We start from the raw sequence: 14,275 nt of genomic DNA on the forward strand, positions 1-14,275 counted from the left end.
CGGCCTGAAGTGGGCGCAGTGCATGCGCGAGAACGGCGTCGACGTGCCCGACCCCAAGCCGGGCGAGGGCATACGGATGACGCTGGGCCCCGGCACCGAGAAGAAGCTGGAGCAGGCCCAGAAGGCGTGCGAGCAGTGGCAGCCGCCCGCCGGCGGGCGCCCGCGCGCCGAGAGCGACGGCGAGCTGCGCGAGATCGCCGCCTGCATGCGGCGAAACGGCGTGGAGGACTTCCCCGACCCCGAGGGAGGCAGGGTCCACATCACCAAGGACGTCGGCGACGACCCCGACTTCGAAGCCGCGCAGCGGACGTGCCAGAAGGACAAGCCGGGTCCGGGAAGCAAGTGATGGACGCGGCCATGCTCGACGGGGAGGCGCCGGGGACGGCCTCGCCCGGGCCGCGACGCCGCCGGCGGGTCTGGCCGGCGGGCGCCACCGTGCTGGCGACCGTGCTGGCCACCGTGACGGCCGGCGCGGTGGCCGCCGCCGGTCTCGGCCTGCTCGACAGGACCCCGGCCGGGCGGCCCGCCGCCGCGCTGCCCCCGGCGACCACGACGATCACCGAGGAGACCCTGCTGGACACGCTGGAGGCCGACGGCGAGCTGGCCTACGGCCCGGCCACCTCGGCCGTCAACCGCCTGCGCGGCACCGTCACCTGGCTGCCCGCCAGCGGGGACGTGATCACCCGTGGCGAGCCGCTCTACAAGGTCGACGACGATCCGGTGGTGCTCCTGTACGGGGGCGCGCCCGCGTACCGGGACCTTCGGCCCGGCGTGACGGGCCGCGACGTGAAGAACCTGGAACGCAACCTGGCCGAGCTCGGCTACGACGGGTTCACCGCCGACGACGCCTACACCTGGGCCACGGCGCGGGCCGTCATGGCGTGGCAGGACGACCTCGGCCTGCCGGAGACCGGGGTGGTCGAGCTGGGCCGGGTGGTGTTCGTCGACGGCAGGGTGCGGGTGGACACGCTGACCGCCGAGCTCGGCGGGCCCGCCGCGCCCGGCCAGAAGGTGCTCGGCCACACCGGCACCGCCAAGGTCGTCACCGTCCGGCTGGACGCCGAGGACCAGCGGCTGGCGAAGGAGGGCGCCGAGGTGACGGTCACGCTGCCCGGCGGCGCGGCGGTCACGGGCCGCGTCACCGAGGTCGCCACCGTGATCGTTCCCGGCGAGGGCGGTCAGGAGCCCGAGACCAAGGTCGAGGCGCTCGTCTCGCTCACCGGCAAGAAGGCGGCGGGCCTCGACCAGGCGGCGGTGGACGTGGCGTTCACCGCCGACGAACGCGAGAACGTGCTCACCGTCCCGGTCACCGCCCTGGTGGCGCTGGGCGAGGGCGGGTTCGGCGTGGAGGTCGTCGAGGGCGACGCCACCCGGTACGTCCCGGTCGAGACCGGGCTGTTCTCCGGCGGCCGGGTGGAGATCACCGGCGCGGGCCTGGCCGAGGGCATGACGGTGGGGACGGCGAAATGATCGAACTGTCGCACGTGAGCAAGGTCCACCCGGGCGGCGTCGCCGCGCTGTCGGACGTGTCGCTGGCGATCGGCCGCGGCGAGATGGTGGCCATCGCCGGCCCGTCCGGGTCCGGCAAGTCGACCATGCTCAACATCATCGGCACGCTCGACCGGCCCACGTCGGGGACGGTCGAGATCGACGGGTACGACGTCGCGACACTGCCGGACAACCGGCTGTCGGCGCTGCGGGGGACCAGGATCGGGTTCGTGTTCCAGCAGTTCCACCTGGCCGCGAACGTCCCCGCGCTCGACAACGTGGCCGACGGCCTGCTCTACAGCGGCCTGCCGCCCGCCGGGCGGCGCCGCCTGGCGCGGGCCGCGCTGGAGCGGGTGGGGCTCGGCCACCGCCTGGACCACGAGCCGCACGAGCTGTCCGGCGGGGAGCGGCAGCGGGTGGCCATCGCCAGGGCCGTGGCGGGCGACCCGCCGCTGCTCCTGGCCGACGAGCCGACCGGCGCGCTCGACTCGGTGTCCGGCGCCGGGGTGATGGACCTCCTGCGCGGGCTGCACGCCTCCGGCACGACCGTACTGATCATCACGCACGACCGGGAGATCGCCGCGACGCTGCCCCGCCAGGTGCGGATGCGGGACGGCCGGATCGTCGCCGACCTCGTCGGGGCGGCGTGATGGCCCGCCAGGATCTCGCCCCGCCCCGGCTGCGCCCGGCCGACGTCCTCAGGGTCGGCGCGGTGGGGCTGCGCACCCGCCCGGCGCGGGCGTTCCTGTCGGCGCTCGGCATCGCCATCGGCATCGCGGCGATGGTCGGCGTGGTCGGCATCTCCTCCTCGTCCGGCGCCGAGCTGGACCGGCAGCTGTCCGCGCTGGGCACCAACCTGCTGACCGTCTCGAACGGGCAGACCCTCACCGGCGAGACGGCCACGATGCCGCTGGAGGCCGAGGCGATGATCGAACGCATCGGCCCGGTGCTGTCGGTGTCGTCGATCGGGGCGGCCTCCGACGCCAAGGTGTACCGGAGCGAGGCGGTCCCGGAGGCGCAGACCGGCGGCATCACCGCCTACGCCGCCCGGCTCGACCTGCTCGACGCGGTGGGGGCGACGCTACGCGACGGCGCCTGGCTCAACGCGGCCACGCAGGTCTACCCGGCCGTGGTGCTCGGCTCGACGGCGGCGGAACGGCTCGGCGTCGGCGCGGCCGGACCCGGCACGCAGGTGCTGATCGGCGGGGAGCGGTTCACCGTCACCGGCGTCCTGGAGCCGGTCGCGCTCGCCGCGGAGCTGGACACCGCCGCCCTGGTCGGCTGGCCCGTCGCGGAGGAACGACTGGGCTTCGACGGCCACCCCACCGTCCTCTACACCCGGGCGGACGAACGGCACCTGGAGGCGGTACGGGACGTGCTGGCCGCCACCGGCAACCCGGAGGCGCCCAACGAGGTCGACGTCTCCCGCCCGTCGGACGCGCTGGCCGCCAAGCAGGCCACCGACCAGGCGTTCACCGGCCTGCTGCTGGGCGTCGGCGCGGTGGCGCTGATCGTCGGCGGGGTCGGGGTGGCCAACACCATGGTCATCTCGGTGCTGGAGCGGCGGGCCGAGATCGGGCTGCGCCGCTCGCTGGGCGCCACCCGGGGGCAGATCCGCGTCCAGTTCCTCGCCGAGTCGCTGCTGCTGTCGGCGATCGGCGGGGTGGGCGGCGTGTGCGCGGGAACGGCCGTCACGGTCGGCTACGCCGCGTACGAGGAGTGGCCGTCCGTGATCCCCGCCGAGGCCACGGCGGGCGGCCTGGCCGCGACGCTGGTCATCGGCGCGGTGGCCGGCCTCTACCCGGCGGTCCGCGCCGCCCGCCTCTCCCCGACCGAGGCCCTGGCGGCACACTGACGGCACGCCGGTGGTTTCACCGCAGCAGCGTCCAGACCCGCTCCGGCGTCAGCGGCGTGTCGGTGACCCGGCCGGCGATCTCCGGCAGGGCGGCGGCCACCGCGTTCCCGATGGCGGCGGGCGGGCCGATCGTGCCCGCCTCGCCCGCGCCCTTCATCCCGCCCGGCGTCACCGCCGAGGGCGTCACCAGCGACGCGACCACGATGTCCGGCACCTCCCGCGCGGTCGGCGGGAGGTAGTCGGCGACCGGCTGCCCGTCCTCGGAGTAGACGACCTCCTCGGTCAGCGCCATGCCGATGCCCTGCGCCACCCCACCCCTGATCTGACCTTCGACGATCTCCGGGTTCAGCAGCACCCCGGCGTCGTTGACCACCCAGTAGCCCTCCACCTCGACCGCCCCCGTGTCCACATCCACGGCGACCGCCGCCGCCTGCGCGCCGTAGGCGTAGGTGTAGTCCGACGGGTCGTACACGGCCCGCTCCTCCAGTCCCGGCGTCTCCCCCTCGGGCAGGTCCCAGCCCCGCCACGCCGACGTGGCCAGCTCACGCAGCGGCAGCGACGCCCGCGGGTCGCCCTTCACCCGCACGTCGCCGCCGACCAGTTCCAGGTCGCCGGGGGAGGCCTCCAGCCGGTGCGCGGCCAGCGTCAGCAGCTTGGCGCGCAGCTGGTCGGCGGCCCGCGTCAGCGCCGCCCCGCCGACCGCCGCCGCCCGGCTGGCGATGGACCCGATCGGCGAGTACGGGGTGGACGCGGTGTCGCCCAGCGTCACCCGTACCCGGTCGATCGGCACCCCGAGCCGGTCGGCGGCGATCTGCGCGAACACCGTCTCGATGCCCTGGCCGATCCCGGCGAGCCCGGAGGCGACCACCACCGACCCGTCCGGCTCCATCCGCAGCCGCGCCGACTCGAACCCGCCGCTCATGATGCCGGCCGCCTTCATCGCCGCCGACGCGCCCAGGCCGGTGATCTCCACATGGCAGGAGTAGCCGACGCCGCGGCGGCGGCCGTCGTCGCGCACCGGCGGCGACACCAGGTCCCGCAGCGTGCGCAGCGCGCGAGGGTAGTCGCCCGAGTCGTACGTCTGCCAGACCCGGTTCCCGCACGGCAGGTCCTCCGGCGTGAGCAGGTTGCGCAGCCGCAGCTCCACCGGGTCGGCGCCGAGCCTGCGGGCCGCCTCGTCCACCAGCCGCTCCCGCGTCCAGGCCGCCTCCGGCTGGCCGTAGCCGCGGTACGAGCCGGTCGGCGTGGTCGTGGTCACCACGCCGCGCACCCGCGCCCCCGCCTGGTCGAACCGGTACGGCCCCGGCAGCATCATCGCCGTCACCGCGAACGGCCCCGGGCCCACGTTCGACGGGTGCGCGCCCAGGTCGCCGGCGATGTCGGCGTGCAGCGCCACGAACCGCCCGCCGGAGTCCAGCGCCAGCCGCCCCCGGTGCACCGCGGCCCGCGACGGCAGCGTGGCCACCAGCCGGTCGCCGGGCGACTCGGCCCAGCTCACCGGACGGCCCAGGCGCATCGCGGCCAGGCACACCAGCAGCTCGTCCGGGTAGACGTGCTCCTTGCCGCCGAACCCGCCGCCGACGTCCGCGCCGATCACCCGTACCCGGTCGTGCGACAGCCCGAGCGCGTCCGCCGCGTGCTCGCGCGCCTGGTGGGCGGCCTGCGTGGACAGCCGGATCGTCAGCTCCGCGCCGTCGTAGGCGGCCACCACGCCGCGCGTCTCCATCGGGTACGGGGAGACCCTGCCGAACGTGAACGTCAGGTCGACCACCAGGTCGGCGCCCGCGATGGCGGCCTCGCAGTCGTCGCCCAGCGCGAAGTCGGCGGCGACGTTGGCGCCCCACTCCGGGTAGAGGAGCGGCGCGCCGGCGGCCAGCGCCCGCTCCACCCCGACCACGGCGGGCAGTGCGGTGAAGTCCAGGTCCACCAGGCCGGCCGCGTCCTCGGCGGCCTCGGGGGTGGCGGCCACGACGAGCGCGACCGGCTGCCCCGCGTAGCGGACCGTCTCGTCCAGCACGGGGTAGGAGTCGACCAGCTGGCCGGGCGCCAGCCCCGCGCAGGGGAGCCGGAGCCCGGCCGCGTCCGCCGGGGTGATGACGTCGAGCACCCCGGCCGAGGCGCGCGCCGCCCCGGCGTCGCACCTGGTCAGCCGCCCGTGCGCGACCGGGCTGCGCATCACGGCCGCGTACGCCGTGCCGGGCAGCCTGGTCGCGCCGACGTACCGGCCGCGGCCCGCCAGCAGCCGGGCGTCCTCGACCCGGGGAGTCCGAGATCCTACGTACCCGCTGTCAGCCATGACCTCGATTCTGATCGGCCTCGCCCGTCCCGTCCACGAGCAGTGTCTCCCCGATCCAGCCGCCGGGGCCGCACCCCGGCGGGATGGCGAACACCGCCGAGCCGATCGCGGTGACCCACGCGTTGAGCAGGTCGCCCTGGTCCAGCCGCCGCTGCACCGGGACGAACTGCTGGTCCACGTCCGCCTGGTAGGAGGCGAACAGCAGCCCCGAGTCGGGAGTGCCGTCCCGGGCCAGGCCGTCGTCGTAGTTGTACGGGCGGCGCAGGATGCGGGCGCCGGGATCGTCCACCCGGGCCCGTCTGATGTGCGCGTACTCGGAGATGACGGGGAAGCCGAGCCGGTTGAGCCGGCCGAAGTCGGGCTCGTCGTGCTCGGCCGTCCCGGTGAGCGGCGCGCCGTCGCTCAGCCTGCGGCCGATGGTGAACTCCCTGCCGGTCCTGTCCAGCTCGTCCCATGACTCCAGGTCCATGCGGATCCGGCGCAGCACCAGCGTGGTGCCGCCGCGCAGCGGGCCCTGGCCGAGCCAGACCGCGCGGTCCAGGTCGGTGGGGTTGACCGTGCCGTCGAGCTGGCCCATCAGGTTGCGCTGGGTGGAGCCGTCGGGCTGGACGTGCGCGGCGCGGCGGAACCCGCGCTGCGTCCAGCGCACCCGGGCGAACGCGCGCGCGTCCTTGACCAGCATCCGCAGCGCGTGCGCGACGGTCAGCGGATCGTCGGCGCAGATCTGCGCCAGCAGGTCGCCGCCGGACCAGCGGTCCTGCAGTTTGTCGGTCTCGAACGCGGGCAACTGCCGGACCGGCGACTCCACCCCGGCCGCCTCGAACAGGCCGGGACCGAACCCGAACGTGACCGTCAGCCTGGCGGGGGAGACGGCCAGTTCCGGCTCGGTGTCGGCGAGCGCGCCCCGGCCCTGGGCGAGCCGGCGCGCGTCGTCGGTCAGCAGCCGCATGAGCCGGCTGATCGGCTCCAGGCCGGTGCCCGGCTTGAGGTCGAACGCGACGAACACGGCGTACGCCTGCGGGGTGGTGGCGACCCCGGCCTGGTGGACGCCGTGGAACGGCTCGACGGCGGCGCCGGACGGGTCCGGAGGGGCGGAGGCGCCGGCGGTCTCCACCGCACCCGCCACTGTGCCGGCCACCGTGCCCGCCGCTGTGACGGCGCCGGCCATGAACAATCCCCGGCGCGAGATCCCGGACGCGCCCATCAGTGGTCCATGCCGGGCTGGTAGTCCTCCTTCGCCCCGGCGAAGTCCTTGCCGACGGCGGTGAACTCCAGCGTGGCCCCGCCCTCGACCGTGAGCGTGAACGGGATCTCCGCGCCGGGCCGCACCTCTTCCTCGACGCCCATCAGCATGATGTGGTCGCCGCCGGGCTTGAGCTCGTGGCTGCCGCGCGCCGGGACGACGAACCCGCCGTCCTTCGGCTGCATGATCATCTTGTTGTCGGACTCGACCACCTCGTGCAGCTCGATCCTCGGCGACAGCGGCGAGGCGGCACCGGTGACGGTGATCGGGCTGTCGGTGTGGTTGACGAGGGTGCCGAACGCGGCGGTCATCCCCTTCTCCACCGCCTTCACCCAGGGGTCGGTGATGGTCAGCGCCCGGGCGGGGACGGCGGCCTGGGCGCTCGCGCCCGGGGCGGGGTCGGCGGCGGGCGTGGTGGCGGGCGTGGTGGCGGGCGTGGTGGCGCCGCAGCCGGCGAGGAGCACCGCGGCGGCGGCGAACAGGGTGGTACGGATCTTCATGGCATGCCTTCCTGCGCCCGCGGCGGCTGCCGGGGGCGTCGGTCATCGGAAAAGGATCAGCGGTTTCCGATGACCGCGGGCGGCCCGCGACCGGTGACGGCGTGCCGGAGGATCGCCGAGCGCAGCACCGGCGGCTCGGCGTAGGGCAGCGACAGGAACGGCGTCGCCGGGACCGGCAGCAGCACGGCGACGAGCCGCGCGGCCAGGCGGCGCAGCAGCCCCCAGAGCGCGGCCTCCCCACGGGCCAGCCAGAGCGCGGTCAGCGCGACCGCCCAGCCGTGGGCGACGAGCATCCCCAGCTCCGGCACCAGCCCGGACGACGGGTGCGCCGCGTGCGCGACCGACTCGGCGGGGGAGCCGGCGTGGGAGAGCGAGAACAGCAGGTGGAGGACGAGCTGCAGCCCGCCCAGCAGCGTCAGGATCGCCCGCGGGCCCCGCTCCCGCCCAGCGGACAGGTACGCGCCACCGGCGGCCACGAAGAACCCGGCCACCATGGCGGGCCCCCGCACACTCCCGCCCGCGAAGACGTGAGCCACCATGCCCAGACCCAGGCACACCACGGCGAAGGCCGCGGTGCGGAGGAGGCGGAAGGACAAACTGGACGGCACGATGCGGCCATAATCGCACACGACCCCCTCGCCCTCTCCGCGGAGTCGGAGCCCCGAATCGGCCGCAGGGGTTGCCGGTCGAGGTGCCCTGGTCCGAAACTCATACCTCCCGGTTACTAGCCGAAAGGCGCACTATGGTACGTACCTCGGTAAGGGAGGCGCGTGGTGGATCAGGACCTGCCCGGCGGCGCGCGGCTCATCGTGGGAGTGGACGAGACCCCGGCAGCGCGCTGGGCGCTGGCCTGGGCCATCGGCACGGCCAGGCTGCGGCGCATGGCCCTCGTCGCGGTTCACGTCAGCAGGGCGCCGGTGCACCCGTTCCCCGAGGCGCTGCCCGTGCAGCACGCCATCCGCTCGGGTGAGGAGGCCCGCTGCAACGAGCTGATCGCCGGCGTGTTCGACGACGTGGCCGGCGGGCTCCCCGAGGACCTGTGCACGGTCATGGTGTCCAGGGTCGGCGATCCCGGTTACCACCTCGTCGACCTGGCCCGCGAGGGCGACCTGCTGGTGCTCGGCCGCAGCCGGCGCGGCCTGTTCAGCCGCATCTTCCTGCCCTCGACCAGCATGTACTGCGCGCGTCACGCCAAGACGACGGTGGTGATCGTGCAGCAGCCCACGCCGCCGGACGCCCCGGAGCTGTCAGAGGAGGATCGTACGCGCCGGTTCCGGAGCCGCGGGCACGACTGACGCGCGCAGCAGGCGCAGACCGGCGGGCACGGCCTCCTCGTGGATCGCGCCGTAGCCGATCACCAGCCCCAACTGCGCCGGGGTCTCCCCGCAGTACGCCTCCAGCCGCTCGACGCGCAGCCCGTCGCGCTCCCGTACCGACAGCCCAGGCGCGAGCCGCGCGCACAGGTGCAGGCCCGCGGCGGACGGGACGGGGCGCAGCCGGTCGTCCCGCGCCAGGGCGTCGGCGATCATCGCGTGCCGCGCCGCGTAGACCCGGGTGGCCTTCCTGATGTGCCGGGCGAGCAGGCCCTCGTCGATGAAGCGGGCCAGCGCCGCCTGCGTCGGCAGTTCGCCGTGCCAGTCCGCCAGCCGCTTGGCGGCGCGCAGCGCGGGGCCCAGCGAGGCCGGCGCGATGAGGAACCCGAGCCGGAGCATCGGCAGCAGCGTCTTGGAGAACGAGCCGACGTAGACGACCCGACCGGCCCGATCCAGGCTCTGCAGCGGCTCCAGCGGGCGGTCGCCGAAGCGGAACTCGCTGTCGTAGTCGTCCTCGATCACCACCGCCTGCCGCCGCTCCGCCCAGGCCAGCAGCGTGGCCCTGCGCGCCAGGGACATGGGCGTGCCCAGCGGGAACTGGTGCGACGGCGTCACGTAGACCAGCCGGGCCGCGTCCGGGATGGCCGTCACGTCGAGGCCCTCCCCGTCCACGGGCACGCCGATCACCCGTGCGCCGAGCGAACGGAACAGCTCCCTCGCCGGCGGGTAACCCGGCTCCTCGACGGCCACGCAGGCGCCCGGCTCGATCAGCACCCGGCCCACCAGGTCGAGCGCCTGCTGCGCGCCGCTGGTGATCAGCACGTCCGCGGCGCTCGCCCGTACGGAACGGCTGACGCCGAGGTGCCGGGCGATCGCCTCCCGCAGGCCCTCGTGCCCGGACGGGTCGCCGTACCCCGCGGGGGCGCGCCGCAGCTCACCGGCCACCAGCCTGCGCCAGGTGGCGATCGGGAACAGCCGGCGGTCGGGGACGCCCGCGCGGAAGTCGTACGGGACCGGGCCCGGCCGGGGCGCGGGCTCGGGGATCGTGGACCACACGGGCCGGGGGCGGACCACGCCCTTCGGCGCGGCCCGGCCGCGCACCGGCTCACCGGAGACGAAGGTGCCCGCGCCCGCGCGCCCGATCAGGAACCCGTCGGCGACCAGGCGGTCGTAGGCGACGGCGACCGTGTTCCTGGAGACCCGCAGGCGGTGGGCCAGCTCCCTGGTCGGCGGCAGCCGCTCGCCGGAGCGGAGCCGTCCGTCCAGGATGGCGTCGAGGAGCTGGCGGTAGATCTGCGCGGCCAGGTCACCGCGCCCGGTCAGGGAGACGTGCACGTCCATCTTGGCCCAATCACCTCGCAAAGAATTGGAGCTTATCTTGGGACAAGTCTGGATCTAGCGTGGCGGCATGACGGAACGAATGAATCTCGGCGCCCTCGCCGGTGACGCGTACAAGGCCATGGCGGGACTCGACCGGTTCGTGCGCGCCAGCACCCTGCCCGAGCCGCTGCTGGAACTGGTCCGGCTGCGGGCCAGCCAGATCAACGGCTGTGTCTACTGCGTGGACACGCACAGCGCCGACGCCAAGGCGGCAGGGGAGAGCGACGCCCGCCTGCACGCGGTGGCCGTCTGGCGTGAGGCGCCGTTCTTCACCGAGCAGGAGCGTGCCGCCCTGGCCTTCACCGAGGCCGCCACCCGGCTGTCCACCCACGACGTGACCGACGAGGTGTGGCGCCGGGCCGCGGACTGCTTCACCGAGCCGGAGCTGGCGGCGTTGATCGTGGCCGTGGCCACCATCAACGCCTGGAACCGGATGGGCGTCGCCACCCGGATGACGCCCGAGTCGTTCAAGCCGACCACCTGAACGGGCCGCCTGCACGGGCTGCATGAACGGGCTGCATGAACGGGCTGCTTGAACGGGCTGCTTGAACGGGCTACTTGAACGCGCGCAGCCGCAGGCTGTTGCTCACCACGAACACGCTGGAGAACGCCATCGCGGCCCCCGCGATCATCGGGTTGAGCAGCCCCATCGCGGCCAGCGGCAGCGCGGCCACGTTGTAGGCGAACGCCCAGAACAGGTTGCCCTTGATGGTGGCGAGCGTCCTGCGCGACAGGCGCAGGGCGTCGGCCGCCACCCGCAGGTCGCCGCGGACCAGCGTCAGGTCGGACGCCTGGATGGCCGCGTCGGTGCCGGTGCCCATGGCCAGCCCCAGGTCGGCCTGCGCGAGCGCGGCCGCGTCGTTGACCCCGTCGCCCACCATCGCCACGACCTTGCCCTGGCCCTGCAGCCGCTTGACCACGGCCACCTTGTCGGCGGGCAGCACCTCGGCGATCACCTCGTCGATGCCGACCTTGGCCGCGACGGTCCTGGCGACCGCCTCGTTGTCGCCGGTCAGCAGCACCGGCGTGAGCCCGAGCGCACGCAGCCGCTCGATGGCCTCCTTGCTGGTGGGCTTGACCACGTCGGCCACCACCAGCACGGCGCGCGCCTCGCCGTCCCAGCCGACCGCGACCGCGGTGTGCCCCTTGGCCTGCTCGTCGGCCAGCGCGCGCGCCAGGCCGGCGGGCAGGCGCTGGGACCACTCCTCCAGCAGCCGGGGCCGGCCGACCAGCACCGCGTGCCCGTCCACGACGCCCTGCACGCCGAGCCCTTCGACGTTGGCGAAGTCCTCCACCGTGGCGTCCGACCGCGCCTCCCGGGCGATCGCCTGGGCGATCGGGTGCTCGGAGGCGTGCTCCAGCGCGCCGGCGAGCCGGAGCACCTCCTCACGGCTCTCCCCCTCGGCCAGGTGAATCCCGACCAGGCTCATCTTGCCCTCGGTGACCGTGCCGGTCTTGTCCAGCACGATCGTGTCGACCTCGCGGGTGGACTCCAGCACCTCGGGACCCTTGATCAGGATGCCGAGCTGGGCGCCCCTGCCGGTGCCGACCAGCAGCGCCGTCGGCGTCGCCAGGCCCAGCGCGCACGGGCAGGCGATGATCAGCACCGCCACCGCCGCGGTGAACGCCGCTCCGGCGCCGTTGCCCGTACCGAGCCAGAACCCGAGCGTGCCCACGGCCAGCGCGATCACGATCGGCACGAACACGCCCGAGATGCGGTCGGCGAGCCGCTGCACCTGGGCCTTGCCCGTCTGGGCCTCCTCCACCAGCTTCGCCATCTGCGCGAGCTGGGTGTCGGCGCCGACCCGGGTGGCGCGGACGACCAGCCGGCCGCTCGCGTTCACCGTCGCGCCCGTCACCGCGTCGCCCGGCCCCACCTCGACCGGCACGGACTCTCCGGTCAGCATCGAGGCGTCCACGGCGGACGCGCCCTCCTCGACCACCCCGTCGGTGGCGATCTTCTCGCCCGGACGCACCACGAACCGGTCGCCGGCCTGCAACCGGCCGGTCGGCACCCGGCGGCCGTCGGCCAGCTCCACATCCTTGGCGCCCAGCTCCATCAGCGCGCGCAGCGCGGCCCCGGCCCGCCGCTTGGACCGCGTCTCGAAGTAGCGCCCCGCCAGGATGAACGCCGTCACCCCCGCCGCCGCCTCCAGATAGATGTTGCCGGCGCCGTCGCTGCGCTGGATCGTCAGCTCGAACGGGTGCGTCATGCCGGGCATCCCGGCCGTGCCGAAGAACAGCGCCCACAGCGACCAGCCGAACGCCGCGAGCGTGCCCATAGAGATCAGCGTGTCCATGGTGGCGGTGCCGTGACGCAGGTTGGCCCAGGCCGCCTTGTGGAACGGCCAGCCCGCGTACAGCACGACCGGCCCCGCCAGCGCCAGCGACAGCCACTGCCAGTAGCGGAACTGCAGTGCCGGGATCATGGCCATGGCCACCACCGGGACGCTCAGCACCACCGCGACGATCAGCCGGTCGCGCAGGCTGTTGTCCGGCTTCTCCCGCTCCTCATCGGGCTCGGGCCGCGTACGGGGCAGCTCGGCCGTGTAGCCGGCCTTCTCCACCTCCTGGACCAGCAGCAGCGGGTCCAGGTCGGCAGGGAAGCTGACCTTGGCCTTCTCGGTCGCGTAGTTGACGGTCGCCGTGACGCCGTCGAGCTTGTTGAGCTTGCGCTCGATCCGGTTCGCGCAGGAGGCGCAGGTCATGCCGCCGATCGAGAGCTCGACCGCGGTGCCGCGGTCCTCGGTGAGTGATGACATCACCTTTCTCCTCTCTGGCGTCAGTGGCCGTGCGGATCGGTCTCGGCGGTGAAGGCCGCGGTGCGGACCTTGCCGTCGTGCTTGAAGTCCAGGAACAGGCGGTAGGCGCCGGTGCTCGGCACCTCGGCGAAGAACGTGATCTCCGGGCCGGCCTTCCCGGTGTCGTCGGGATGGACGTGCAGGTAGGCGAGATCGCCGGCCCGCAACGCCACCAGGTGCCCGTAGGCGCCGAGGTAGGGCTGCAGATCCGTCACCGGCTCGCCGTCCTTGCTCACCCTGAGCGTCAGCCTGCTCGACCTGCCCGGCTCCAGCTTGCCCGCGAGACGCACCGTGTAGTCGCCCACCCGAGCCTCGTCATCCGCGTGCGGAAGCGCCTTCGGCCGGTAGTCGCCGGGCGCCTCCAGGTCGAGACCGAGCGTCAGCTTGCCGCCGCCGGTGGGCTTGAAGTCGGCGAAGGCGCGGTACGGGCCGGGCTCGGCGAACTCCGGCTCGGCGCGCCAGGTCCCGTCGTCGGCCATCTCCGGGTGGAGGTGCTGGAAACGGGTGAGGTCGCGGGAGGCGATGATGAGGTGGAGCTTCTTGTCGTGCTCCACGTCGTAGGCGGTCACCGGCTTGCCGTCGGGGCCCTCGATGGTGAAACGGAAGTCGCCGGGGTCGTCGGTGGCGACCCGGGTGAAGGTGTAGCCGCTCTGGGACACTTGAAGCCCCCCGGGGGTATCCGTGGCGCCTGAGTGTGCGCCGTCGCCGTGACCGTCCTGGTCGTCGGTGTGATCGTCGGTCTTCGCCTCGCCCGCGTGCCCGTCGGCTTCCGCTTCGGCTGTCGCGTGAGTGTCGGCCTGCGGCGAGTCCGTGGTGTGGGCCGGGCCGGTCTCGCCGCGGGCGGTGGCGTGGCCGGTCGGGCCCGGGGCAGGCCCGACCTGGCCCACCGCGCTGCCGGCGCCCAGCGCGGCGGCGAAGACGACCGCGAGCGCCACGCCGTAGAGACCCAACCGGCCTGCCGTGTTCATGACGAGCCGACCAGTTCGTAACCGGCCTCCTCGACCGCGCCGCTGATCTTCTCCTGGTCGACAGGGCCGTCACTGACCACGGTCAACCGGCCGCTCTTGAGCTCGACCTCGACCGACGTCACCCCGGCCACCTCGCCGACCTCCTCCTTGACGGAGCTCACGCAGTGGCCGCAGGTCATGCCCTTGACGGTGTAGGTGGAGGTGGTCATCGCTGCTCCTTCATATGCTCGTACAGAGTGCTCGCTATCAACTCTAACACCGTACCCCCCTAGGGTATTCCCGGTCTCCGAGCCTCATACCCTTGGGGGGTATGTCGAGGACCATATGTACCACTAGGGGGTATGTCAACAGTCGGACCGGCGTGTTCCTTGAACAATCCGTACATCTGGCCCGTGCAAACACAGGGACCGCAGCCATCCCTTGCTAGGCTG

The 14,275-nt window shown here is 73.9% G+C and carries 13 protein-coding genes and 1 pseudogene; 6 read left to right on the forward strand and 8 right to left on the reverse strand.

The features are described from left to right. The 4 genes and pseudogenes from OUY22_RS16210 to OUY22_RS16225 form a co-directional block, all read left to right on the forward strand. A pseudogene (locus tag OUY22_RS16210) lies at positions 1-346 on the forward strand (hypothetical protein); the annotation flags it as partial. Next, on the forward strand, positions 346-1,470 hold the full coding sequence (locus tag OUY22_RS16215) for a peptidoglycan-binding protein (RefSeq protein ID WP_270155804.1): 1,125 nt from the start codon (positions 346-348) through the stop codon (positions 1,468-1,470). The pseudogene OUY22_RS16210 and the gene OUY22_RS16215, both read left to right, overlap by 1 nt. Continuing rightward, the gene (locus tag OUY22_RS16220; protein ID WP_270155805.1) at positions 1,467-2,138 is read left to right on the forward strand and encodes an ABC transporter ATP-binding protein; all 672 of its coding nucleotides are present in this window, start codon (positions 1,467-1,469) and stop codon (positions 2,136-2,138) included. The genes OUY22_RS16215 and OUY22_RS16220 overlap by 4 nt, the downstream gene beginning before the upstream one ends. Then, positions 2,138-3,343 (forward strand): ABC transporter permease, encoded by a 1,206-nt coding sequence (locus OUY22_RS16225; RefSeq protein WP_270155806.1) that lies wholly within the window; start codon positions 2,138-2,140, stop codon positions 3,341-3,343. Before OUY22_RS16220 ends, OUY22_RS16225 begins: the two co-directional genes overlap by 1 nt. A gap of 16 nt (positions 3,344-3,359) precedes the next feature. Here the strand turns inward: OUY22_RS16225 and OUY22_RS16230 are convergent, their stop codons facing one another. Genes OUY22_RS16230 through OUY22_RS16245 form a run of 4 tightly spaced genes read right to left on the reverse strand, consistent with a single transcriptional unit; the run spans position 3,360 to position 7,990 of the window. After that, positions 3,360-5,639, reverse strand: a complete 2,280-nt coding sequence (locus OUY22_RS16230) for a xanthine dehydrogenase family protein molybdopterin-binding subunit (protein WP_270155807.1) — start codon at positions 5,637-5,639, stop codon at positions 3,360-3,362. Beyond that, on the reverse strand, positions 5,632-6,807 hold the full coding sequence (locus OUY22_RS16235; RefSeq protein ID WP_333486689.1) for a Dyp-type peroxidase: 1,176 nt from the start codon (positions 6,805-6,807) through the stop codon (positions 5,632-5,634). The genes OUY22_RS16230 and OUY22_RS16235 overlap by 8 nt, the downstream gene beginning before the upstream one ends. 35 nt (positions 6,808-6,842) lie before the next feature. Further along, positions 6,843-7,382, reverse strand: coding sequence for a copper chaperone PCu(A)C (locus OUY22_RS16240; protein ID WP_270155809.1), 540 nt, complete (start codon positions 7,380-7,382; stop codon positions 6,843-6,845). Positions 7,383-7,438: 56 nt separating this feature from the next. Continuing rightward, positions 7,439-7,990, reverse strand: coding sequence for an MFS transporter (locus OUY22_RS16245; RefSeq protein WP_270155810.1), 552 nt, complete (start codon positions 7,988-7,990; stop codon positions 7,439-7,441). Between the two features lie 162 nt (positions 7,991-8,152). Here OUY22_RS16245 and OUY22_RS16250 point away from each other — a divergent pair, with 162 nt between their 5' ends. Further along, positions 8,153-8,677, forward strand: coding sequence for a universal stress protein (locus OUY22_RS16250; protein WP_270155811.1), 525 nt, complete (start codon positions 8,153-8,155; stop codon positions 8,675-8,677). On the opposite strand, the gene pdxR is transcribed toward OUY22_RS16250, so the two are convergent. Continuing rightward, positions 8,630-10,057 carry a MocR-like pyridoxine biosynthesis transcription factor PdxR gene (gene pdxR / locus OUY22_RS16255; RefSeq protein WP_270155812.1) on the reverse strand — a complete coding sequence of 476 codons (1,428 nt, stop codon included), beginning with the start codon at positions 10,055-10,057 and terminating at the stop codon, positions 8,630-8,632. The two genes, OUY22_RS16250 and pdxR, sit on opposite strands and share 48 nt — an antisense overlap. Before the next feature lie 46 nt (positions 10,058-10,103). On the opposite strand from pdxR, the gene OUY22_RS16260 reads away from it, so the two are divergent. Next, positions 10,104-10,559 carry a carboxymuconolactone decarboxylase family protein gene (locus OUY22_RS16260; RefSeq protein ID WP_270155813.1) on the forward strand — a complete coding sequence of 152 codons (456 nt, stop codon included), beginning with the start codon at positions 10,104-10,106 and terminating at the stop codon, positions 10,557-10,559. A 70-nt stretch (positions 10,560-10,629) separates the two neighbouring features. Here OUY22_RS16260 and OUY22_RS16265 read toward each other — a convergent pair whose 3' ends face one another. Genes OUY22_RS16265 through OUY22_RS16275 form a run of 3 tightly spaced genes read right to left on the reverse strand, consistent with a single transcriptional unit; the run spans position 10,630 to position 14,053 of the window. Then, positions 10,630-12,837, reverse strand: a complete 2,208-nt coding sequence (locus OUY22_RS16265; RefSeq protein ID WP_270155814.1) for a heavy metal translocating P-type ATPase — start codon at positions 12,835-12,837, stop codon at positions 10,630-10,632. A 20-nt stretch (positions 12,838-12,857) separates the two neighbouring features. Further along, positions 12,858-13,844 carry a hypothetical protein gene (locus OUY22_RS16270; RefSeq protein ID WP_270155815.1) on the reverse strand — a complete coding sequence of 329 codons (987 nt, stop codon included), beginning with the start codon at positions 13,842-13,844 and terminating at the stop codon, positions 12,858-12,860. Next, positions 13,841-14,053, reverse strand: coding sequence for a heavy-metal-associated domain-containing protein (locus tag OUY22_RS16275; RefSeq protein ID WP_270155817.1), 213 nt, complete (start codon positions 14,051-14,053; stop codon positions 13,841-13,843). The genes OUY22_RS16270 and OUY22_RS16275 overlap by 4 nt, the downstream gene beginning before the upstream one ends. Between the last annotated feature and the right edge of the window lie 222 nt (positions 14,054-14,275).

The sequence above is a fragment of the Nonomuraea corallina genome (assembly GCF_027620315.1).
GTDB lineage: Bacteria > Actinomycetota > Actinomycetes > Streptosporangiales > Streptosporangiaceae > Nonomuraea > Nonomuraea corallina.

Bases quoted from the DNA above. Each gene is read 5' to 3' on its own strand.
- OUY22_RS16230 (WP_270155807.1), bottom strand. From the start codon at position 5,639: ATGGCTGACAGCGGGTACGTAGGATCTCGGACTCCCCGGGTCGAGGAC.
- OUY22_RS16220 (WP_270155805.1), top strand. From the start codon at position 1,467: ATGATCGAACTGTCGCACGTGAGCAAGGTCCACCCGGGCGGCGTCGCC.
- OUY22_RS16260 (WP_270155813.1), top strand. From the start codon at position 10,104: ATGACGGAACGAATGAATCTCGGCGCCCTCGCCGGTGACGCGTACAAG.
- OUY22_RS16275 (WP_270155817.1), bottom strand. From the start codon at position 14,053: ATGACCACCTCCACCTACACCGTCAAGGGCATGACCTGCGGCCACTGC.
- OUY22_RS16215 (WP_270155804.1), top strand. From the start codon at position 346: ATGGACGCGGCCATGCTCGACGGGGAGGCGCCGGGGACGGCCTCGCCC.
- OUY22_RS16270 (WP_270155815.1), bottom strand. From the start codon at position 13,844: ATGAACACGGCAGGCCGGTTGGGTCTCTACGGCGTGGCGCTCGCGGTC.
- OUY22_RS16265 (WP_270155814.1), bottom strand. From the start codon at position 12,837: ATGTCATCACTCACCGAGGACCGCGGCACCGCGGTCGAGCTCTCGATC.
- OUY22_RS16225 (WP_270155806.1), top strand. From the start codon at position 2,138: ATGGCCCGCCAGGATCTCGCCCCGCCCCGGCTGCGCCCGGCCGACGTC.
- OUY22_RS16235 (WP_333486689.1), bottom strand. From the start codon at position 6,807: ATGGCCGGCGCCGTCACAGCGGCGGGCACGGTGGCCGGCACAGTGGCG.
- OUY22_RS16240 (WP_270155809.1), bottom strand. From the start codon at position 7,382: ATGAAGATCCGTACCACCCTGTTCGCCGCCGCCGCGGTGCTCCTCGCC.